The sequence below is a fragment of the Mesorhizobium sp. M0663 genome (assembly GCF_040320585.1).
Classification (GTDB): domain Bacteria; phylum Pseudomonadota; class Alphaproteobacteria; order Rhizobiales; family Rhizobiaceae; genus Mesorhizobium.
In genome coordinates, this window is record NZ_JAMYPX010000004.1 from 405,811 (window position 1) to 425,528 (window position 19,718).

Here is a 19,718-nt window from a genome sequence, read left to right on the forward strand (position 1 = left end):
AGCAGCACATATTGATGAAACAGCTTGTCATAGCTCTTCTGGCTGCTTTTGCAGTTTTCTTGGCGTCTACAATAGGATCGCGAACGCCCGCTGCGCGACACGCCGGCGGGCAAACACTCCGCGCCACCTGGTTTGTGCATGTGTTTGCGGTCCTGCTTGCGGGCTTTATCGCGGTCGTTGTGGTTGCCGGACACAGCGAAACACCGAGCGAGCAACTTCCCTGGATTTTTGGTCTACTGGTTGGCTTTGGTCTGAGCCTGATCGGGTGGATTTGGTTCTTTTATGTTCGCGTAGTCTTTTGGAATGTCGAGGGAATAGGAATCCGGCAGCCATTCATGCCGCCTCGATTTATTCGGTGGGAAGACATCGAATGGGCTGGTCGCAAATGGACAGGAGATTTCCAGCTTCGTTCCAAGAAAACCAGCATTGGCTACACCGCGTTCCAGGGCGGACACGATGAGCTAAATCGCCGGGTGAAGCTTGAGGTGCCGAAGTTCGAGAGGAATTTCTAATCGAACCCCGGCGCGCCGAGCAAATAGCGCCGTCCAAAAAGAGCTATTCCTTCTCCTGCGTGTGCGCCTCAAGGAACCACAGCAATTTGTCGAGCGAGCGCGAATAGGCGGTGAAGATGTCGGCGGTATCGGCGTCGCCCGCGCCAGCCGCTTCGTCGATCGCGGCGCGTGCCCGCTTGGCGGTCGCGGCATAGCGGTCGATCAGCGCCGCCAGATGGTCTCGGGTCTTGTGGATGTCGGTCGGATAGGCCTCCAGCATAGTCGCCTTCGACACCTCCTGCGAGGTGCCGAGCGCCGTGCCGCCGAGCTGTACGGCGCGCTCGGCAATGGTGTCGACATGGCCGTCGATCTCCTCGCGGAACGTGTCGAGCATCTCGTGGATGGCGATGAATTGCGGTCCCTTGACGTTCCAGTGCGCCTGCTTGGTGATCAAGGCCAGATCGATGGCGTCGGCGAGGCGGGCATTGAGAAGATCGATACACTCTTTCTTGGCATTGGATTGCAGGTCATTGCGGGTGGCGATGGCATCCATGATCGGCTCCTGTGGCGGTTGCGTCCGCGTGGTTTGAAAAGAGGGCGAAGTTTGGGATGGTCAATCGAATATGCGCGCAGACGCCCTCATCGCCGCGGCACAGCATCCCAAAACGGCGATCTCCGACTTTCGTTCCGCTCGTCGTTTTACGCCGGCGTTTTCAAGCCCAGATGGTCGCGCAGCGTGCTACCTTCATAATCCTTCCGGAAAAGCCCGCGCCGCTGCAGCTCCGGCACGACAAGCGTGGCAAAGGCTTCGAGTTCGCCGGGAAAATAGGATGGCATGACGTTGAAACCGTCTGCCGCGCCGCCCTCGAAGCGTGCCTCGAGCTGGTCGGCGATCTGGGCCGGAGTTCCGACGACGCGCCAATGACCGCGCGCGCCGGCGAAATGACGGGCAAGCTGGCGAATGGACAGCTTGTCGCGGCGGGATTGCTCGATGACGAGCGCCTGCCGGCTCTGCATGCCTTCGCTGGCCGGCAGCTCGGGCAGCGGTCCGTCGATGGGATAGCGCGCGAGATCGGATATGCTGAGATAGCTGGAAAGCAGCGCGACGCCGACATCGTCCGGTATCAGCTCCTGCAGTTCATCATGTTTTGCCCGGGCTTCCGCTTCGCTTGCCGCGACGACCGGCGCGACGCCGGGCATGATCTTGACGTCCTCCGGCTCGCGCCCATGGGGCGCCAGCCGTCCCTTGAGGTCGTCGTAGAAGGCCTTTGCCTCCTCGAATGTTTGCGCCGCAGTGAACACCACATCGGCGGTCCGGGCGGCGAGATCGCGGCCCTCGTCCGACGCTCCTGCCTGAACCATGACCGGCGCACCTTGTGGCGAGCGCGGCAGATCGAGCGGGTCGCGCACCGAAAAACTTCTGCCTTCGTGTCCACCCTGGCCTCGCCAAAGGCCGGTAACCACGGCAGCGAATTCGCGCGCGCGTTCGTAGCGGTCCGCATGTGGGCGCAGTCCGGTCGAGCCGAAATTGGCGGCCTCGATCTGGCTCGCCGAAGTGACGAGGTTCCAGCCGGCTCGGCCACCGCTCAGATGGTCGAGCGACAGGAAGGTCCGCGCCAGTCCGTAAGGCTCGTTATAGCTCGTCGACGCCGTGGAGACGAGGCCGATGCGCTCCGTCTGGACGGCGAGCGCGGCAAGCAGGCTTATCGGCTCGAAGCCGATCGAGCGCGACGTTTGGCTGGCGATGTTGACATTGGCCTCGCGCACGCCGGCGGCGTCCTCGCAGAAGATCATGTCGAACTTGGCTGCTTCCGCCGTCCGCGCCAACTGGACGTAATGGTCGATGTCGATGCCGGCCGTGACATGCGCCTGCGGATGGCGCCAGGCGGCGATGTGGTGGCCTGTCGCCCACAGGAAGGCGCCGAGCTTCATCTGGCCTCGACCGGCGCTCATTGCCGATCCTCCCCTGCAAGCCCGAGATGGGCGCGCAGTGTCGCCGCGCTGTAGCCGGACCGGACAAGGCCGCGGCGGCGAAGCTCCGGCAGCACGAGACCGACGAAATCGTCGAGCGCCGATGTGAAGGGCATGGCGATGTTGAAACCGTCGCAGGCTTTCGAGCGAAAGCACTCTTCGAGCCTGTCCGCAAACAGGTCCGGCGCGGCGGTTATTTCGGCGCTGACGGTAACGTTCATCAGCACTTTCAGCGCCTCCGGACTGCGCCCGAAGGCAAGCACACGGCGCTTCAGATCGCCAGCCTTCGCCGGCTCGATCGATGGCTCATCCAGCAGGACGACATCGGCGGTGCGGGCGGCGATATCCGTGTCGGGCTCGGACAGGCCGGACATGACCAGCATCGGCGTGTCCTGCGGCGACCGCGCCACGTTGAGCGGCCCGCGCACGGAAAAACATTCGCCCTTGTGGTCGAGCAAATGCATCTTTTCAGGATCGAAGAAGCGGCCGCCACTTTTGTCGAACAGCAGCGCGTCTGCGTCCCAGCCTTTCCACAAGCCTTGCACGATGCCGATGAATTCCTCGGCGCGCAGGCGGAAATCGTCGCCGGAAAACCCTTCCGGCCGGCTGAAATTGGCCGCCTCGCGCGGATCGGGAAACATGCTCGCGTTCCAGCCGGCGCGGCCATGGCTGATAATATCGAGCGAGGCGAAACGGCGTGCGAGGTTGTAGGGCTGGTGGGCGACCGTCGACGCCGCGGCGGCAAGGCCGATCCTGCTTGTCACCGTCGCCAGCGCCGCCACCAAGGTCGTTGCTTCGAAGCGCATTTGCCGGTTCGGCCCGCCTGCAACCGGCGCGGAATCGCCCAGCAACACCATGTCCAGACCGGCCGCTTCGGCTTCTTGCACGAACCGCGTCAGCAGACTGAAGTCCGAGCCGGCGTCGGGCGGATGGGAAGGGGCGGCTTCCGGAGACAGTGAAACGGCGAGACACATTGTGGCGCCGTTGGCCATCGCTTTTCCCTGTTGAGCGAGATTCCTTGAGAATTATCTCGCCGGCTGGACGGAAAGCAACCGGCCAGCCGGCGATCATTTGCCGGCCAGAATATCCCTGATCAGCCGCTGGCAGCGCTCGGCCATGAAATCGAGCAGCAGCCGCACCTTCGGATCCTGCAGCTTCTTATGAGGGTAGACGGCGGCGAACTGCACCGGCGTCGGCGGCGTGTTGCTCAGGATCACCTTCAGCCGCTGGTCGCGGATAAACGGCTCGACCTCGAAGCGCGGCTTGTTGATGATGCCGCGGCCGGACAGCGCCCAGCCGGTCAGCACGTCGCCATCATCGGTATCGTAGGGGCCGTGCACCTCGAATTTTTGCGGTCCGTTCGGCGTCTGCAGCGTCCAGACATATTCGCGCGCGCCGGAATAGCGCAGCATCAGGCAATCGTGCTTCTTGCCGATCAACTCCTGCGGCTCGGTAGGCTCGCCGCGCGCTTCCAGATATTGCGGAGCCGCCACCAGAACGCGTTCGCATTCCATGATGCCGCGCATCCTGAGGCTGGAATCCTCGATGATGCCCAGCCGGAAGGCAACGTCGATGCCTTCCTTCATGATATCGACATTGTGATCGGAAAGCCGGAGCCGCACCTCGATATCGGGGTACCTGTCGTGGAAATCCGGGATTCCGGATGCTACCAGCCGCCGCCCGAGGCCGAGCGGCGCTGTCACCTTTATGGTGCCGCGCGGCTGCCCGGATAACGCGCTGACCGCAGCTTCGGCCTCGGTGACCGCCTCCAGCACCTGCTTGGCGCCGGAGTAGAACACCGTGCCGTGCTCGGTCGGCATCAACTGCCGCGTCGTGCGGTTGAACAGCCTGACGCCCAGGTGCTTCTCGAGCTCCTTGATCCGATTGGAAGCGACCGCCGGCGAAATGCGCATGTCGCGCCCAGCCGCCGATAAATTGCCGAGCTCGACGACGCGAACGAAAACGGCGATGTTGTCGAGATAGGCCATGCGGCTTCCGTGGCTCTCATGTGGCTGCGTATGATCAGCCTAGTATTTTCCAATTTTTTTTGAAAGTCATCGTGCAGCTCGGCCCTTTCCGTTTGCGCTCCAGTCCGTAAAGTCAGTGGATCGGCAGGGACGATTTCTTTCATGATGGATTTCGCGATATTCTGGGATTGGCTGAGTTTCGCCGTGCGCTGGCTGCACGTCGTCACCGGTATCGCTTGGATTGGATCGTCGTTTTATTTCGTCGCGCTCGATCTCGGGCTGCGCCAGCGTCCGGGCATGCCTGCCGGAGCCTTCGGCGAGGAATGGCAGGTGCATGGCGGCGGCTTCTACCATGTGCAGAAATATCTGGTGGCGCCGGCTGAGATGCCCGAGCATCTGACCTGGTTCAAGTGGGAATCCTACGCCACCTGGCTGTCGGGCTTCGCCATGCTGTGCGTCGTCTACTATGCCGGTGCGGACCTGTTCCTGATCGATCCGAATGTGCTTGCCATGTCGGTGCCTACAGGCATCTTGCTGTCGCTGGCGACGATCGGCGTCGGCTGGGTGGTCTACGATCTCTTGTGCCGTTCGCCGCTCGGCAACAGCGACACCGGCCTGATGCTGGTGCTGTATGGGGTGCTGGTATTCATGGCCTGGGGACTGACCCACCTGTTCACCGGCCGCGCCGCCTTCCTGCATCTCGGCGCCATCACCGCGACGATCATGTCGGCCAACGTTTTCATGGTCATCATCCCCAACCAGAAGATCGTCGTCGCCGACCTGATCGCCGGCCGTAAGCCCGATCCGAAATACGGCAAGATCGCCAAGCAGCGCTCGCTGCACAACAATTACCTGACGCTGCCGGTTTTGTTCCTGATGCTGTCGAACCATTATCCGCTGGCGTTCGGGACAGAGTTCAACTGGGTCATCGCCTCGCTGGTGTTCATCATCGGCGTGCTGATCCGGCACTATTTCAACACCAGGCATGCGCGCAAAGGCAATCCGACCTGGACCTGGCTGGCGGCCGCCGTCCTGTTCGTCGTCATCATCTGGCTGTCGACGGCACCGAAGCTGCTGACCGGCGAGGTGAAGGCCTCGTCGGCTGCACAGGTCTACGTCGCCTCGGCGCATTTTCCCGCCGTGCGCGATACGGTGCTTGGCCGCTGTTCGATGTGCCACGCGGCGGAGCCGTCCTACGCGGGCATTTACCACGCGCCTAAGGGCGTGATGCTCGATACCGATGCCGGCATCGCCGAGCACGCCGGCGAGATTTACCTGCAGGCTGGCCGCAGCCACGCCATGCCGCCCGCCAACGTCACCCAGATCACCGACGAGGAACGGGCACTGCTGGTGGCATGGTTCGAAGGCGCAAGGAAATGACCGGCACGCTCCTGCGCGGCCGTACGCTGTCGTTTTTGCGCTGGCCCGAAACCATCGACGACCATTCCGCCTGGCGTTACGAGCAAGATGGCGGCCTGCTGATGCGCGACGGCAGGATCGTTGCCGCGGGCGCCTATGCCGAGGTCGAGAAAAAGGCGGGCGAGGGAACAAAAAAAATCGACCACAGGCCGCATCTGCTGCTGCCCGGGTTCATCGATGCGCACGCGCATTTTCCGCAGATGCAGGTCATCGCTTCCTTCGGCGCCGAGCTGCTCGACTGGCTGAACACCTACACTTTTCCGGAAGAGACAAAATTCCAGAACGCCCAGCATGGCCGCCGTATCGCCAGGCTGTTCCTGGATGAAGTATTGCGGCATGGCACCACGACAGTCGCGGCATATTGCTCGGTACACAAGGAATCTGCCGAAGCGTTCTTCGCCGAGTCGCACGACCGCAACATGCTCAACATCGCCGGCAAGGTGATGATGGACCGCAACGCGCCGGACGGCGTGCTCGACACGCCGCAATCGGGCTATGACGACAGCAAGGCGTTGATCGATGAGTGGCACGGCAAGGGACGCCAGCACTATGCCATCACGCCGCGCTTCGCCATCACCTCGTCGCCCGAGCAATTGGAGATGGCGGGCGCGCTCTGCCGCGAATATCCTGATCTGCACATGCAGACGCATCTGTCGGAAAACCACGCCGAGATCGCCTTCACGCAGCAATTATACCCGCAGACGCGGGACTACACCGATATCTACGAACACTATGGGCTGCTCGGGCGCAGAAGCCTGTTCGGCCATTGCATCCACCTGTCGGAACGCGAGGCGGATGCGCTTTCGGATAGCGGCTCGGTGGCGGTGTTCTGCCCGACCTCCAACCTGTTTCTCGGCTCGGGCCTGTTCGATTATCAGCGCTATAGCCGCCGCGAGAAGCCGCTTCGCATCGCCGCCGCCACCGATGTCGGCGGTGGCACCAACTATTCGATGCTGCGCACCATGGACGAGGGCTACAAGGTGATCGCGCTGAACGGCGAGAAGCTCAATCCGTTCCAGTCGTTCTGGCAATTGACCCGCGGCAATGCCGAGGCGCTGTCGCTTGCGGAAAAGATCGGCACCCTGGAGGAAGGCAGCGACGCCGATATCATCGTACTCGACGCCCGCGCCACGCCGGCGATGCGGCTGCGGGTGGAGACGGCGGACACGCTCGCCGAGGAATTGTTTCTGCTGCAGACGCTCGGCGACGACCGCGCCGTGCGCGAGGTCTATGTCGCCGGCCGGGCGGCCAAGGCGGATATAGCGGTTTAGCCGTCGTATGCGGCCGGCTTGACCGGGCGGCAGCCATCCGCCAAAGCAACAGGCGAGATCGACAGGGGAACGACATGGCCGTTGCGGACGACATCGCTCTGATCAAGAAACAGGAAGCCACGCTTGTCTTTTCGGCCTTCGATGAAGCCGTCGCTTTCGAGATCGGCTCGGCGATCCGCGACCGGGCTCTCGAGGAAAACCTGCCGATCATCGTCGATATCAGAACTTTCGACCGGCCGTTGTTCTATGCGGCAATGCCCGGCTCGAACGCCTCCAATCCGGACTGGGCGCGGCGCAAGATCAACGTCGTGCGGCGGTTCCTGAAAAGCACCTACCGCATTGTGCTGGAGCAGCAGCGCCCCGACCGCAGCTTCAAGCCCGGCGAGGGGCTGGACGTTGCCGACTATGTGCTGGCCGGTGGCGGCTTTCCCATCACTGTCAAGGGCGCTGGCGTCATCGGCGTGATCGCCGTCTCCGGTCTACCGGAGCGCGAGGACCACGGAGTGGTCGTCGATACGCTGTGTAGCTACTTGGGCGTCGATAGCCAGGAGTTGGTCCTGCCGCCGGAAGCAACATCGTGACGTTGGCGCTGCCCCTCATCCGCCTGCCGGCACCTTCTCCCCGCGTAGTGATGGGGAGAAGGGAAACGCTCCAACGCTGGCGATCCCCTCTCCCCGTCTCTATACGGGGAGAGGGTAAGGGTGAGGGGCAGCGCAAACGCCGCAGAAGCTCGCACAGCGTCCGTGGTAGCTCAGTATGACCGCGCTCGATCCCAAGTCCTTTCTCATTTCGATCTTCAACGCCGCCGTTGCCGCCGCCGATCCCCAGAGGACGATCAAGGATCATTTGCCCGCAAGGCCGAAGGGACGGACGATCATCATCGGCGCGGGAAAAGGCTCGGCGCAGATGGCGGCGGCTTTCGAGAAAGTGTGGGACGGGCCGATCGAAGGGCTGGTCGTCACCCGCTACGGCTATGGAGCGGCCTGCCGGCGCATCGAGATCATCGAGGCGGCGCATCCGGTGCCGGATGCCGCAGGGCTCGAAGCTTCCCGGCGGCTGCTCGAAAAAGTCCAGGGACTGACTGCGGACGACCTCGTCGTGGCGCTCATTTCGGGCGGCGGCTCGGCGCTGCTGCCGTCACCTGCCGAAGGTCTGACGCTGGCCGACGAGATCGCCGTCAACGAGGCGCTGCTCGCCTCCGGCGCGCCGATCGCCGCGATGAACACCATCCGCAAACATGTTTCCACGATCAAGGGCGGCAGGCTGGCGGCCGCTGCCTATCCAGCCAAGGTGGTGTCGCTGGTGGTCTCCGACATTCCGGGCGATAACCCGGCGCTGGTCGCTTCCGGCCCGACCGTTCCCGATTCCGGCAGCCGCGAAGATGCATTAGCGTCGATCGCCGCCTATGACATGAAACTACCGGCTTCAGTGATGGCGCACATCAATTCGCCGGCCGCCGATGCACCGCGCGTCGATGATCCGCGTTTTTCGCGCAACGAGGTACATCTGATCGCCTCGGCCGGCGTATCGCTGGAAGCGGCTGCGGCCGAAGCCAGGTACCAAGGTATCGAAGCGGTCATTCTCTCCGATTCCATCGAGGGCGAGGCGCGTGAGGTCGGCGGCGTCCACGCTGCAATCGCGCGCGAAGTGGCGACGCGCAACCGGCCATTCGCAAAACCGGTGCTGATCCTGTCGGGCGGCGAGACGACCGTGACCTTGCGCGCGAAAGGCAAAGGCGGCCGCAACTCGGAATTCCTGCTCGCCTTCGCCATTGGGATCAGCGGCATGGCGGGCGTCCACGCACTGGCCGCCGACACCGACGGCATTGACGGTTCGGAAGACAATGCCGGCGCCTTCGCCGACGGCTCGACAGTGTCGCGGATGCATAAGGCGGGCGTCGATGCCAAGGCCATGCTTGCCGGCAACAACGCCTGGACGGCATTCAATGCCGTAGATGACCTTTTCGTACCCGGTCCGACCGGCACAAACGTCAACGATCTCCGGGCGATATTGATCAAATAGCTCAGGCGGCCATTAGCTTTTTCACCGCTCTCATATCCTGCAGGAACCGGTCGCGTTCTGCCTGCCTGTCCGCCGGCTCGCGAATGCGCAGGATGAAGGACGGGTGGATGGTGACGAAGACACGCAAGCCATCGTCACGCTCCACGACGGCCCCGCGCATCTTCATGATCGGCACCACCTTACCAAGCAGCGCCTGCGCCGCCGTTGCGCCGAGCGCCACCGCCAGATTGGGCTTGATCAGATCGATTTCCTTGTCGAGCCACCAGCGGCAAGCCTGCACCTCGCCGGCGTTCGGCTTGGAGTGGATGCGCCGCTTGCCGCGCGGCTCGAACTTGAAATGCTTGACCGCATTGGTGACATAGACTTTCAGCCGATCGACGCCGGCATCGTCCAGGATCGCGTCAAACACCTTGCCCGCCGGACCGACGAAGGGCTTGCCCGCCAGGTCCTCCTGGTCGCCCGGCTGTTCGCCGACGAAGATCACCTTGGCTTTATCAGGGCCTTCACCGAACACGGTCTGCGTGGCGTCGTGCCATAGCGGACAGCGGCGGCAGATCTTGGCCGTTTCGCGCAGTTCAGGAATCGTCCTGGCGTCGATTTCTGTCGTTTCCGGAGACTTGCTTGCAGGCAAGCGTCTTGCCTGCACCTTGGCATGGTGCGGCGTCGGGGTTGTCTGCATCCTGGCGATCATGACTAAGGCGGCCTTGTTCGCTCCTGCAATCAGACACGCAATGAGCAAAGCCCGCCGAAGGTTCCGTTGAAATTATTCCGCATGGGCCTTCGACGGCGGATGGCCGACGATGTGATGCCCTACACCTCGTGCAGATAGAGGTGATAATCCAGTTCGCTGACCGTGCGCGCCACGCGCAGATATTCCGATTGCTTGATCGCCACGAACGTCCGGTGCAGGTCTTCGCCCAATGCGCCCTTGAGGAAGGTCGACGCCCTTGCCGCCTCGATCGCGGCACGCCAGTCGACCGGCATCGTCGTGAGCGTGACGGCCGATTCGTAGCCATTGCCGGTGGTTTCGGGACCGGGATCGAGGCCTTCGTCGAGGCCTTTGACGACACCGGCCAGCACCGTTGCTGCCACTAGGTAAGGATTCGCGTCGACGCCCGATGGCCGGTGCTCGATGCGGCGGTTCTTGGCATCGCCGGCCGGCACACGCAGTGCCACCGAACGGTTGTTGACGCCCCAGGTCGGCGCCACCGGCGCATAGGATTGCGAGACGAAGCGCCGCCATGAATTGGCATGCGGCGCGAAGACCAGCATCGATTCCGCCATCGTCTGGATCAGTCCGCCGAGGCCGCGCAGCAGCGGCAGAGACCAGCTTTCGCCGCCGGTTTCGGCAAAGACATTCTTGCCGGCATCGTCCAACAGCGAGACATGAAAATGCATGCCCGAGCCGGCATATTTCTCGATCGGCTTGGCCATGAAGCAAGCGGTGACACCATGACGGCGCGCCTGCGCCCGCACCAGTCGCTTGAGCATCACGAGATCGTCGGCCGCCCGCATCACATCCTTGCGGTAGTTGAGCGTCAGCTCGTACTGGCCGGGCGCATATTCCGAGATGATCGTCTCGGCCGGGATGCCTTGCACCTTGGCTGCGGCGTAGATGTCGGAAAACAGCGGCTCCATGCCGTGCAGATGGTCGACGGAATAGACCTCCGTCTTGGCCGAGCGGCGTCCGTCAAGCACCGCGTGCGCCGGCTGCACCTTGCCTTCGGCATCGCGCTCGTTGGCGAGCAGGAAGAATTCGAGCTCGAAGGCGCCGGCCGGATGCAGGCCCTTGGCCGCGAGGATGTCTACCTGGCGGGCGAGTGCCAGCCGCGGGTCGGACGACATCGGCTGGCCATCGAGATGGTACATCGCCATCAGCACCTGGCCGCGCGGCGGCTGGGTGCCGAACAGCGGCACCAGTGTGCCGGGGATCGGCCACGCCCGCAGGTCGCCGTCGCCCGTCGTCCAGATCAGCCCGGTCTCGTGAACATCCTCGCCGGTGATGTCGAGGCCGAGGATCGAGATCGGCATGTGCCGGCCCCCCTCGAAGATGCTCATCAACTCATGCCGGCGCACGATCTTGCCGCGCCCGACGCCATTGGCGTCGGTCAGCACGATGTCGAACGCTTCGATCTCGGGATGAGCGTCGAGAAAGGCCTGCGCCTCGGCGGGCGTCGAGCCCGAAGGGGATGCCGTGACCAGGTTCAAACTTTGCTTGGGCGCTTGTTTCATGCCGAAAGCTTGTCTCACGCCGTAAGCTTTGCCGCAACCGCGCCGAAGGCAGTGATCAGCCGGTTCACCTGGGCGGCGCTGGTCGTAGGAGAGATCAGCATCATGTTGTGGAAGGGTGCGATCAGCACGCCGCGATTGACCAGCGCGACATGGATTGCCGCCTCGAGCTCCGGCACGTGCGCAGCTTCCGCTTCGCCGCCGTTCCTCAGCGGGCCCGGCGCGCAGATGAACTCGACACGGGCACCGACGCGAGCAACATGCCAGGGCAGACGATAGCGATCGATGACGGCGGTCAGCCCGGCGTCGAGCCGCTGCGCCAGATGGTCCATATGGCTGTAGTTCTCGTCGGTCATGACGTATTCGAGCGTGGCGCGCATCGCTGCGAATTGCAGCGGATTGGCCGACAGCGTTGTCCCCATGCCGGAGTAGCCGGGCTCTTTCCGGCTGATATAAGCGGCATAGCGGGCCGCAACGTCTTCGCTCATGCCCCAGACGCTCGCCGGTACGCCGCCGGCAATCGGCTTGCCCAGCACGAACAGGTCCGGCTCCAGCCCGTATTTGCTTGTATAGCCGCCGGGACCGGTCGAGATTGTATGCGTCTCGTCGATTAGAAGCAGCGTGCCGGTCGCACGGGTGAGACGCCGCAAGCCATCATGAAAGCCGGCTTCGGGCAGCACCATGCAGGAATTGGTCAGCACCGGCTCGGCGATGACGCAGGCGACATCGTTGCCCCGGAGTGCCGCGTCGAGCGCCGGCAGATCGTTGAACTCGACGACATCAGTCGCCCGCGTCAGGTCGCGGAACTCGCCGGCCAGTCCCGGTCGATTCACCGCTTTCCCGGCGACCAGCCGCACCATCGTCTCGTCGACCGAGCCATGATAGCAGCCGTTGAAGACCAGTATCTTCTCCCGGCCGGTAACGGCGCGGGCAACCCGCAGCGCGAAGCGGTTGGCATCGGTCGCCGTCGTCGCAATCTGCCACGACAGCAAACCGAAGCGCTGCTGCAGCAACGGCCCGATGGCGAGCGCGTTCTCGGCAGGCAGCATGTAGGTCAGGCCGCGTCCGGCCTGCCGGCGGATGGCGCGGGCGACGGGCGGCGGCGAATGACCGAACATCGAACCGGTGTCGCCAAGGCAGAAATCGTCGAGCCGGTTGCCGTCGATATCTCTGATGATGGCGCCCCTGGCACTATCGACGAGGATCGGGAATGGCGTCGGCCAGTCGTTCATCCAATGCATCGGCACGCCGCCGAAGAAGCCGGGCAGGCCATTGCCGATTTTCGCCATCGATTTTGGCCGCGCCCGGCGGAAGACTTCTGCCTCGGTCGCGCGCAACTCGACGATCCGGGCCGGGCCGATGCCGCCGATGCAAGTCTTTGAATGGTTCATGACGTTCATGGCGGCCCTCTCAGTCGCACTTTAGACAATCGGCATCCGCCACCGCAATTGGCCGGGCGGCTGCCCTGTGTTGGGTCAGCGGTCATTTGAATGAAAACAGGCGCTTGACCGCGAGCCGCCTTCGGGCGCCAATGGTACTTCGGCTGGAGGGCATAAGATGGTGCGGGCGATCGTCTGCGCAGCAACGCTGCTGTCGTCGGTTGGTGCGGCTCTGGCGTCCGGCGGCATCTGGTGTTCCGCCGAGGATGCAGCCGTCAAATTTCAGGTCGGTGCCGGGATCACCAGAGGCATGGGCGGGCCGACCTTCAATTTTAGCGGCGAGCTCGAGATTCTGGGCAGGCCGGCTGGCGACAGTCTGCGCGAGACATTGTTCGAGGATCAGAACCTCACGCAATATTGGCTCGACAACAAGGAATTGCGGCTGCTCGTCTACCACGAACGGCAGGTCGAAAACGCCTACGGCTATGTCGAACTGGCGATCCTGACCAAGGCCAGCGACGAAGGCGTCTATGACGGTCGCTATTTGCTCTCAATCCATGATGTAACGGCCGATGCCGAAAAGGACGGCAAACCGGCTGAATTGACCGGCAAAGTATCTTGCGGAGCCGAGTAAGTAACAGGCTACGCCGAAATATCGATGACGCCGCAGTCGCCCGCAGCGCTGCCAAAGGCGACGCGGCGCTCTTCCTTGTCCCACATCATCGAAGTGACGGCGCCCTTGCCCGGCCGGCGCAACAGCACTTCCTTGGCGTCGGCGAAGCGCACCGCCATCACCATCCCGTCATCATAGCCGATAGCAACGACGTCCTGGCTCGGGTGACAGGCGACGGAGGTGACCATCGCATTGCCGCGCGTGCCGAGTTCCAGCGGCGCCTTGCCCATCGGCCCGTCTTTGCCGGAAAACGGCCAGACGATCGCCGCCGGCGCGCCGGAACTCGCCAGCCATTTGCCCTTGGCGCTCCACGACAGGCTTTTCACCTTGCCGGGGTAGCCGGACATGCGCATGTGCTTGCCGTCGGCCAGCTTCCAGCCATGCAGCGCGTTTTCCTGCATGGTGGTGACGACGAAGCCGCCGTCCGGCGAGAAGGCGATGCCGGTGTGGGCGCCGGCCCATTCGAGCTCGACCGGCTTGCCGTCGGCAGCCGGGAAGTGCAGCGTCGCGCCATTGTAGCGGGCAACGCCGAAGCGCATGCCCTTGGGCGAGAAGGCCAGTCCCTCGACGGAGCGCGGATGCGCGAATTCTTTCGTCTTGCCGTCGGCAAAGCGCACATAGGCGGTCTTGCCCGACGCGAAGGCGATGGCGCCTTGCGGCCCTGCAGCGACGCTGGTGATCCATTTCTTGCCGGCGCTCGCCAATTCCCCGGCCTCGCCGCCAGCGGTGACGGCAAAGACCTTGCCGTCCTCGCCGCCGGTGATCAGCCGGTCGTTGGCCACGTCATGGAAGGCGGCGAGCAGCCCGTCATTGGCCTGCACCGTCTTGTGGCCATGGTCGAGCCGGTGGATCGCGCCGTCGGCCAGCGCGAAATGCGGCACGTCGCCGAGGAAGACGGCGGCAACGCAGTGGCCTTCGAGATCAAGCGGGGCGACGGTGGGCATGCGAACTGTTCCATTAGATTGTTTGGTCGCCTTGCCGCCATTGGAGGAAAGCGTGGCTAGGTTCGACGCGACCTTCTCCCCTTGTGGGAGAAGGTGGATTGGCGCGCAGCGCCAAGACGGATGAGGGGTGCTGGACGGAGTGCCGTCCTTGCCAAGCTGGAACACCCCTCATCCGACCGAGCTTTCGCTCGGCCACCTTCTCCCACAAGGGGAGAAGGAGAGAAGGGCAGCGCTAGCGCTATAAAGTCCGGAAATCAAGCCGCCTGGCAGGCCTCGAAGCTTGTCTTCAGTCGCTCGGCGTCGAGTTCGCGGCCGATGAACACCAGCCGGCTCTCGTGCTTCTCGTCGTCCTTCCAGGCGCGCTGGTGGTCGCCCTCGATGATCATGTGCACACCCTGGATGACATAGCGCTCGTCATCGCCTTTCAGCGCAATGATCCCTTTCAGCCGCAGGATGTTCGGGCCTTCCATCTGGGTGACCTTCTCGATCCACGGGAAGAACTTTTTCGGGTCCATCTCGCCGCCGCGCAGCGACACCGACTGCACAGTCACGTCATGGATGTCGGAAGGGTGCGCATGATGATGCCCGTCATGATCGTGGTGATCATGGCCGTCGTGATCATGGTGATGGTGGTCATGATCATGATCATGATGGTCGTGATCGTCATGCGCCTCGAGGAAGTGCGGATCGTTCTCCAGCGCCCGGGACAGGTCGAACGCACCGCGATCGAGCACCTCGGACAGCGCCACGCTGGCGCGTGTGGTGCGATGGATTCGTGCCGCCGGGTTGATGGCGCGGATCGTCGCCTCCACCTTGCTCAGCTCTTCGGGGGTGACCAGATCGGTCTTGTTGAGTACGACGACATCGGCAAAGGCGATCTGGTCCTCGGCCTCTCGGGAATCCTTCAGACGCAGCGGCAGGTGCTTGGCGTCGACCAGCGCCACCACCGCATCGAGCTTGGTCTTGGAACGCACGTCGTCGTCCATGAAGAAGGTCTGCGCCACCGGCACGGGATCGGCGAGGCCAGTGGTCTCGACGAGGATGGCGTCGAAGCGGCCAGGCCTGCGCATCAGGCCTTCGACGACGCGGATCAGGTCGCCGCGCACGGTGCAGCAGACGCAGCCATTGTTCATCTCGTAGATTTCCTCGTCGGATTCCACGATCAGCTCGTTGTCGATGCCGATCTCGCCGAATTCATTGACGATGACGGCGTAGCGCTTGCCATGGTTTTCCGAAAGGATGCGGTTGAGCAGTGTCGTCTTGCCGGCGCCGAGATAGCCGGTGAGGACGGTTACGGGGATCTGCGTCTGTGCGTCGCTCATATTGTGCCTCGAATAGGGATTGTCGGCTCCATATAGGATGTGTGCTCGGCTTTTGCACGAGGCAAACCGGTGGGCCAAAGAGGGGCTGGTATTGCCGAACTTTCCTCACATTACCGAACTTTCATTGGCGCCGCCTGACAGCGGGCCCTAGATAGGCGGGGTCATTTACGGAGCTGTTCGCGTTGAAGAGGCGCCAGATGTCCGACAAGTCGTTGCCACTAAGCCGTCGGCAGGCGCTCGGTCTCGTTGCGGTTACCGCTGGCGGCATATTCCTGCCCGCCGGTGCAAGGGCCGGGCAGGTTTCGCCCTATGCCGGGCTTGCTTTGTTCGAAGCCGGTGCCGGCGTCTGCGCCATCACGCCCGAGGTCACCGAAGGGCCGTTCTATTTCGACCCGAAGCTCGAACGCGCCGATATCACCGAGGGCAAGAAGGGCATCGGCCTCAATGTGCGGCTGCAAATCGTCGACGCCGCCTGCCAGCCGCTTCCCGGCGCACGCGTCGATATCTGGCATTGCGACGCCCAAGGCAGCTATTCCGGCTATCCCGGACAGGGCGACGGGCAGGATATCGACACGTCCGGCCAGAGCTTTCTCCGCGGCTGGCAGAGAACCGATGAAAGCGGCATCGCTTCTTTCGCCACCATCTATCCCGGCTGGTATCGCGGCCGCACCACCCACATCCATTTCAAGATCTTCCCCGACGACCGCTCGGTGATGACCGGCCAGATGTTCTTCCCCGACAGCCTCAGCGAGCAGATATTCGCCACCGTCGCGCCTTATAAAGATCGCCCCGGCAAACGCGATACATCGAACGCGCGGGACGGCATTGCGCGGCAGGCCGGGCCGCTGTCGCAGGCAGCGCTGCGGGAAATGGCGGACGCCTATCAGGCGTTGATGGTGGTCGCGGTGAAAGCCGGTTGAGAACACCTCGTCACGTCTTCATCCAGCCATTGCGGAAAGTCGTTTGTCATCTAACTGAAATAAACATCTGGCATTAGCCACGGCGAACACCGCGAAGCTTGCCGGCAAAGCTATTTTCCGAGCCGGAATGTTTTCGATCGTCATTGCCAATCGGCGGCCTGCTTCTATGCTGCCCGCTCCGGTTCGGCCGAGGAGGGATGAGCATGGCCAAGGCGGACAAGACTGCAACAATGAGCCGGCTGCATTCGGCGGCGCGGCTGGCGCGCACGGCGCTCGCCGCCCGGCTTCTGGCGCATGGTTTCTATGCCGGCCAGGACCAGATCATGCTGGCGCTCGACCGCGAGGACGGGCAGACGCCCGGCAACCTTGCCGGCCGCCTCGGCGTGCGTCCGCCGACCATCACCAAGACCATCAACCGGCTGCAGGCGCAGGGCTTTCTGGAGAAGCGGGCCTCGTCCGCCGATGCCCGCCAGGCGCATATTTTCCTCACCGACACCGGCCGCGAAATCATCCACGCCATCGAGAAGTCTGTGAAGAAGACCGAAAAGCAGGCATTGAAGGGTCTCGACAAGAAGGATCAGAAAGCGCTGTTCAAGCTGCTTGCCCGCGTCGAGGCGAACCTGTCGAACGGCGAAATGGTGCTCCCGGATGACGAACTCGATATCGAGGACAAGATGCTTGAATAGCTCACGCGTTCGCCGCTGACGGCTGCCGCGTCAGTGCCGACCAGCGTCCCGGTGTGACGCCGAACGCCTTCTTGAAATGCCGATTGAAATGGCTTTGATCACTGAAGCCGGCTGCGATGGCGATTTGCGCCAGCGGCTCGTCGGCTTCGATCATCCGACGGGCTCGTTGAAGCCGGCGCATCAACAGGAACCGGTGCGGGCTGGTGGAGAAGGTGGCGCGGAAATGCCGCGACAGGGCATAACGGTCCAATCCGGTTATCGCCTCCAATTCATCCGAACGTACAATCCGCGCGACATTTTCCTCCAGATAGTCGCGCGCCAGGCTGGCGGCGCGCCACGCAGTTTTCGCTACCGGTTTCGTCGGCTGACCGGCGTGCCGGGCCAAGCTTTGCATAAGCTGCGTCATGAAATCGACGACAAACAGCTCGTCCAGTTCCTGATTCAACGGCCCGAGCGCGGAAAGCAGCGTCGCCCGGAGATCGCGGTCTGTCACCACGGCATTCCCGACGAATGGTAGTGATCCGCCGCCGAGACAATCGAGCATCAGGGACGGCTCCAAATAGAGCATTCTGTATCGCAAGCCGTCTTCGGTGCCGGCACCGCCATCGTGCAGTTCGTCGGGATGAAGGATAATGATCTGGCCAGGCAGGCTCTGATGCGTTTGGCCGCGATAGCGGAAGCGCTGCACGCCATAAAACGTCACCCCGATCGCATAGGTGTCGTGGCGATGGAGATCGAAGGCATTGCCGTGGAACCGGGCCTCGATGCGTTCCATCCCGGCAGCACCGGGTGCCGGTACGATGCAGTTCTCGGCTGCATCCACGCACAAACGTCCAAGACCCTGAAAGGCTTCCCGGTCTAGATCGTGCGCCATCGCTTCACTCGCAGCCTCGGATTGGCCCCCTTTTCGGATTGGAAACTGTCGCATGTTCGATACGAAATTTGCAATCGTGCTCAAGGATGATCTTCCCGTCTGGCAAAAGCTCAATGTCACCGCCTTTCTGACCAGCGGCATCGTCGCGCAATTTCCCGACATTATCGGCGACCCCTACCGTGATCGCGCCGGCAATATCTACAACCCGCTGTCGATCCAGCCGGTCATCGTGCTTTCGGCGGACGGCCAGACGCTCGGCGCGATCCAGCGGCGGGCGCTGGAGCGTGGTGTGACGGTTTCGCTCTATGTCGAGGATATGTTTTCGACCGGGTATGATCTGGCCAACCGCGCCGTCTTTGCCGAATTTGCGCCGGAGGATGCCAAGGTGGTCGGCATCGCGCTTCGCGCCGAAAAGAAGCTCGTCGACAAGATCACCAAGGGCGCCCGCATGCACGCCTGAGTCGTCGGCCACTAGGTCGGCCACTGGGAAACAAACTGAGCCTGTCGGCGGCTGTCGTTGTGCCAGACTGTTTTGGCTTGCCCGCAGGCGACAATTGCCGCATTGGTGAGGGACCGCCTTGCTTCCCGTCCGGCCTGAAATTGAATGCTCCCCCAAGACAAGACGAAAGCGCGACATCGCCGGCGGCGATCCTGTGCATGCTTTCCGTCTATGTGTTTTTCACCTTCCTCGACACCAGCAGCAAGTACCTTGTGCTGGCCGGCGTCTCGGCGCTGATCGTCGCCTGGACCCGCTTCGCGGTCCATGTGCTGATCGTCGGCGTCTTTCTGCACGGATGGCGTGAGCCGCTGCGCTTTCGTCCCGCCAACCTGCCGGCGCATCTCACGCGCGGTCTGCTCCTGTTCGGATCGACGATATGCAACATTCTCGCGCTGCGGACGCTGCAGCTGGCGGAAACCACCTCGATCTACTTCTTCGGCCCGATGGTGATCACCGCGCTTGCCGGTCCGTTGCTAGGGGAATGGGCCGGCTGGCGGCGTTGGCTGGCGATCATGAGCGGCTTTGTCGGCGTCCTCATCATCACCCGGCCGGGCATCGGGGTTTTTGGCGTCGGCCATCTCTTTGCGCTCGGCTCGATGCTATCGAACAGTTTCTACGTCATCATGACGCGCCGCATGTCGGCGACGGAAACCTCGGAAAGCCTCATCCTGTTTTCGGCGCTGGCGCCGGCCGTGCTGCTGCTGCCGACACTGCCGTTTTCGCTTTCGTTGCCGCAGGATGGCTGGCACTGGTTCATATTGCTGATGCTGGGCGTCTTCGGCGCCATCGGCCATTGGCTTCTTGTGCAGGCCTATCGCCTTGCCACCACCACGGCCCTGGCCCCCTATCCCTATTCGCAGATGATCTGGATGATCATCTCCGGCCTGATCGTCTTCAACCAGTTTCCCGACCGCTGGACGCTGGCCGGTGCGACAGTCATCGTCGCCAGCGGCCTCTACATCGTCCACCGCGAGCACCGGCTTCGTGTGCGCAACCGCGCGACGCTGGACGCGGAGGCGGAAGCGCTGGCAAAAAAACTTTGATTTGCGCG

General features: G+C 63.0%; 20 protein-coding genes. 10 read left to right on the plus strand and 10 right to left on the minus strand.

Translation table 11 applies throughout. From position 1 onward, the window contains the following. Window positions 1-14: 14 nt before the first annotated feature. Window positions 15-512: a hypothetical protein gene (locus NKI54_RS11355; RefSeq protein ID WP_352634926.1), complete on the plus strand. Its 498-nt coding sequence runs from the start codon at window positions 15-17 to the stop codon at window positions 510-512. 43 nt (window positions 513-555) lie between these two features. On the opposite strand, the gene dps is transcribed toward NKI54_RS11355, so the two are convergent. The 4 genes from dps to NKI54_RS11375 all read right to left on the minus strand — a co-directional run bounded on the left by dps (window position 556) and on the right by NKI54_RS11375 (window position 4,450). Then, on the minus strand, window positions 556-1,044 hold the full coding sequence (dps, locus tag NKI54_RS11360; protein ID WP_023676226.1) for a DNA starvation/stationary phase protection protein Dps: 489 nt from the start codon (window positions 1,042-1,044) through the stop codon (window positions 556-558). A 146-nt stretch (window positions 1,045-1,190) separates the two neighbouring features. Continuing rightward, complete coding sequence (locus NKI54_RS11365; RefSeq protein ID WP_352590945.1) at window positions 1,191-2,444, minus strand: LLM class flavin-dependent oxidoreductase; 1,254 nt, start codon at window positions 2,442-2,444, stop codon at window positions 1,191-1,193. Next, a complete protein-coding gene (locus NKI54_RS11370; protein WP_352691497.1) occupies window positions 2,441-3,454 on the minus strand; it encodes an LLM class flavin-dependent oxidoreductase in 1,014 nt (337 codons plus the stop codon). The genes NKI54_RS11365 and NKI54_RS11370 overlap by 4 nt, the downstream gene beginning before the upstream one ends. A gap of 75 nt (window positions 3,455-3,529) precedes the next feature. Beyond that, complete coding sequence (locus tag NKI54_RS11375) at window positions 3,530-4,450, minus strand: LysR family transcriptional regulator (protein WP_352590951.1); 921 nt, start codon at window positions 4,448-4,450, stop codon at window positions 3,530-3,532. A gap of 141 nt (window positions 4,451-4,591) precedes the next feature. Here NKI54_RS11375 and NKI54_RS11380 point away from each other — a divergent pair, with 141 nt between their 5' ends. The 4 genes from NKI54_RS11380 (at window position 4,592) to NKI54_RS11395 (ending at window position 9,141) form a co-directional block, all read left to right on the plus strand. Beyond that, on the plus strand, window positions 4,592-5,809 hold the full coding sequence (locus NKI54_RS11380; RefSeq protein WP_352590954.1) for a urate hydroxylase PuuD: 1,218 nt from the start codon (window positions 4,592-4,594) through the stop codon (window positions 5,807-5,809). Next, window positions 5,806-7,119, plus strand: coding sequence for a guanine deaminase (gene guaD / locus NKI54_RS11385; RefSeq protein ID WP_352590957.1), 1,314 nt, complete (start codon window positions 5,806-5,808; stop codon window positions 7,117-7,119). The genes NKI54_RS11380 and guaD overlap by 4 nt, the downstream gene beginning before the upstream one ends. Window positions 7,120-7,193: 74 nt before the next feature. Continuing rightward, window positions 7,194-7,700 carry a heme-degrading domain-containing protein gene (locus tag NKI54_RS11390; RefSeq protein ID WP_352590960.1) on the plus strand — a complete coding sequence of 169 codons (507 nt, stop codon included), beginning with the start codon at window positions 7,194-7,196 and terminating at the stop codon, window positions 7,698-7,700. A gap of 175 nt (window positions 7,701-7,875) precedes the next feature. Further along, complete coding sequence (locus NKI54_RS11395; RefSeq protein ID WP_352590963.1) at window positions 7,876-9,141, plus strand: glycerate kinase type-2 family protein; 1,266 nt, start codon at window positions 7,876-7,878, stop codon at window positions 9,139-9,141. Between the two features lies 1 nt (window position 9,142). On the opposite strand, the gene NKI54_RS11400 is transcribed toward NKI54_RS11395, so the two are convergent. The 3 genes from NKI54_RS11400 to NKI54_RS11410 form a co-directional block, all read right to left on the minus strand. Then, window positions 9,143-9,865, minus strand: coding sequence for a UdgX family uracil-DNA binding protein (locus tag NKI54_RS11400; RefSeq protein ID WP_352635054.1), 723 nt, complete (start codon window positions 9,863-9,865; stop codon window positions 9,143-9,145). Window positions 9,866-9,951: 86 nt separating this feature from the next. After that, window positions 9,952-11,373, minus strand: a complete 1,422-nt coding sequence (locus NKI54_RS11405) for a glutamine synthetase family protein (protein WP_352691499.1) — start codon at window positions 11,371-11,373, stop codon at window positions 9,952-9,954. A 14-nt stretch (window positions 11,374-11,387) separates the two neighbouring features. Next, window positions 11,388-12,770, minus strand: a complete 1,383-nt coding sequence (locus tag NKI54_RS11410; RefSeq protein WP_352568393.1) for an aspartate aminotransferase family protein — start codon at window positions 12,768-12,770, stop codon at window positions 11,388-11,390. Between the two features lie 157 nt (window positions 12,771-12,927). Here NKI54_RS11410 and NKI54_RS11415 point away from each other — a divergent pair, with 157 nt between their 5' ends. Further along, window positions 12,928-13,383: a hypothetical protein gene (locus tag NKI54_RS11415; protein ID WP_352634934.1), complete on the plus strand. Its 456-nt coding sequence runs from the start codon at window positions 12,928-12,930 to the stop codon at window positions 13,381-13,383. 8 nt (window positions 13,384-13,391) lie between these two features. On the opposite strand, the gene NKI54_RS11420 is transcribed toward NKI54_RS11415, so the two are convergent. Together NKI54_RS11420 and NKI54_RS11425 are read right to left on the minus strand one after the other, a co-directional pair. Continuing rightward, window positions 13,392-14,366 carry a WD40 repeat domain-containing protein gene (locus NKI54_RS11420; RefSeq protein ID WP_352634937.1) on the minus strand — a complete coding sequence of 325 codons (975 nt, stop codon included), beginning with the start codon at window positions 14,364-14,366 and terminating at the stop codon, window positions 13,392-13,394. 254 nt (window positions 14,367-14,620) lie between these two features. After that, window positions 14,621-15,688, minus strand: coding sequence for a CobW family GTP-binding protein (locus tag NKI54_RS11425; protein ID WP_352590975.1), 1,068 nt, complete (start codon window positions 15,686-15,688; stop codon window positions 14,621-14,623). Window positions 15,689-15,885: 197 nt separating this feature from the next. Between NKI54_RS11425 and NKI54_RS11430 the strand changes: the two genes are divergently transcribed. Beyond that, complete coding sequence (locus NKI54_RS11430) at window positions 15,886-16,608, plus strand: intradiol ring-cleavage dioxygenase (protein WP_352620710.1); 723 nt, start codon at window positions 15,886-15,888, stop codon at window positions 16,606-16,608. A gap of 203 nt (window positions 16,609-16,811) precedes the next feature. Continuing rightward, window positions 16,812-17,294 (plus strand): MarR family winged helix-turn-helix transcriptional regulator, encoded by a 483-nt coding sequence (locus tag NKI54_RS11435; RefSeq protein ID WP_254816029.1) that lies wholly within the window; start codon window positions 16,812-16,814, stop codon window positions 17,292-17,294. 1 nt (window position 17,295) lies between these two features. Here the strand turns inward: NKI54_RS11435 and NKI54_RS11440 are convergent, their stop codons facing one another. After that, complete coding sequence (locus NKI54_RS11440) at window positions 17,296-18,168, minus strand: AraC family transcriptional regulator (RefSeq protein WP_352691501.1); 873 nt, start codon at window positions 18,166-18,168, stop codon at window positions 17,296-17,298. Window positions 18,169-18,220: 52 nt separating this feature from the next. Between NKI54_RS11440 and NKI54_RS11445 the strand changes: the two genes are divergently transcribed. After that, window positions 18,221-18,628, plus strand: coding sequence for a DUF2000 family protein (locus tag NKI54_RS11445; RefSeq protein WP_352568386.1), 408 nt, complete (start codon window positions 18,221-18,223; stop codon window positions 18,626-18,628). Window positions 18,629-18,825: 197 nt separating this feature from the next. Further along, window positions 18,826-19,710: a DMT family transporter gene (locus NKI54_RS11450; protein ID WP_036238364.1), complete on the plus strand. Its 885-nt coding sequence runs from the start codon at window positions 18,826-18,828 to the stop codon at window positions 19,708-19,710. The last annotated feature ends 8 nt before the right edge of the window (window positions 19,711-19,718 follow it).

Excerpts from the sequence above, each read along its gene's own strand:
- NKI54_RS11355 (WP_352634926.1), top strand. The coding sequence starts at position 15 with ATGAAACAGCTTGTCATAGCTCTTCTGGCTGCTTTTGCAGTTTTCTTG.
- dps (WP_023676226.1), bottom strand. The coding sequence starts at position 1,044 with ATGGATGCCATCGCCACCCGCAATGACCTGCAATCCAATGCCAAGAAA.
- NKI54_RS11365 (WP_352590945.1), bottom strand. The coding sequence starts at position 2,444 with ATGAGCGCCGGTCGAGGCCAGATGAAGCTCGGCGCCTTCCTGTGGGCG.
- NKI54_RS11370 (WP_352691497.1), bottom strand. The coding sequence starts at position 3,454 with ATGGCCAACGGCGCCACAATGTGTCTCGCCGTTTCACTGTCTCCGGAA.
- NKI54_RS11375 (WP_352590951.1), bottom strand. The coding sequence starts at position 4,450 with ATGGCCTATCTCGACAACATCGCCGTTTTCGTTCGCGTCGTCGAGCTC.
- NKI54_RS11380 (WP_352590954.1), top strand. The coding sequence starts at position 4,592 with ATGATGGATTTCGCGATATTCTGGGATTGGCTGAGTTTCGCCGTGCGC.
- guaD (WP_352590957.1), top strand. The coding sequence starts at position 5,806 with ATGACCGGCACGCTCCTGCGCGGCCGTACGCTGTCGTTTTTGCGCTGG.
- NKI54_RS11390 (WP_352590960.1), top strand. The coding sequence starts at position 7,194 with ATGGCCGTTGCGGACGACATCGCTCTGATCAAGAAACAGGAAGCCACG.
- NKI54_RS11395 (WP_352590963.1), top strand. The coding sequence starts at position 7,876 with ATGACCGCGCTCGATCCCAAGTCCTTTCTCATTTCGATCTTCAACGCC.
- NKI54_RS11405 (WP_352691499.1), bottom strand. The coding sequence starts at position 11,373 with ATGAAACAAGCGCCCAAGCAAAGTTTGAACCTGGTCACGGCATCCCCT.
- NKI54_RS11410 (WP_352568393.1), bottom strand. The coding sequence starts at position 12,770 with ATGAACGTCATGAACCATTCAAAGACTTGCATCGGCGGCATCGGCCCG.
- NKI54_RS11415 (WP_352634934.1), top strand. The coding sequence starts at position 12,928 with ATGGTGCGGGCGATCGTCTGCGCAGCAACGCTGCTGTCGTCGGTTGGT.
- NKI54_RS11420 (WP_352634937.1), bottom strand. The coding sequence starts at position 14,366 with ATGCCCACCGTCGCCCCGCTTGATCTCGAAGGCCACTGCGTTGCCGCC.
- NKI54_RS11425 (WP_352590975.1), bottom strand. The coding sequence starts at position 15,688 with ATGAGCGACGCACAGACGCAGATCCCCGTAACCGTCCTCACCGGCTAT.
- NKI54_RS11430 (WP_352620710.1), top strand. The coding sequence starts at position 15,886 with ATGTCCGACAAGTCGTTGCCACTAAGCCGTCGGCAGGCGCTCGGTCTC.
- NKI54_RS11435 (WP_254816029.1), top strand. The coding sequence starts at position 16,812 with ATGGCCAAGGCGGACAAGACTGCAACAATGAGCCGGCTGCATTCGGCG.
- NKI54_RS11440 (WP_352691501.1), bottom strand. The coding sequence starts at position 18,168 with ATGGCGCACGATCTAGACCGGGAAGCCTTTCAGGGTCTTGGACGTTTG.
- NKI54_RS11445 (WP_352568386.1), top strand. The coding sequence starts at position 18,221 with ATGTTCGATACGAAATTTGCAATCGTGCTCAAGGATGATCTTCCCGTC.
- NKI54_RS11450 (WP_036238364.1), top strand. The coding sequence starts at position 18,826 with ATGCTTTCCGTCTATGTGTTTTTCACCTTCCTCGACACCAGCAGCAAG.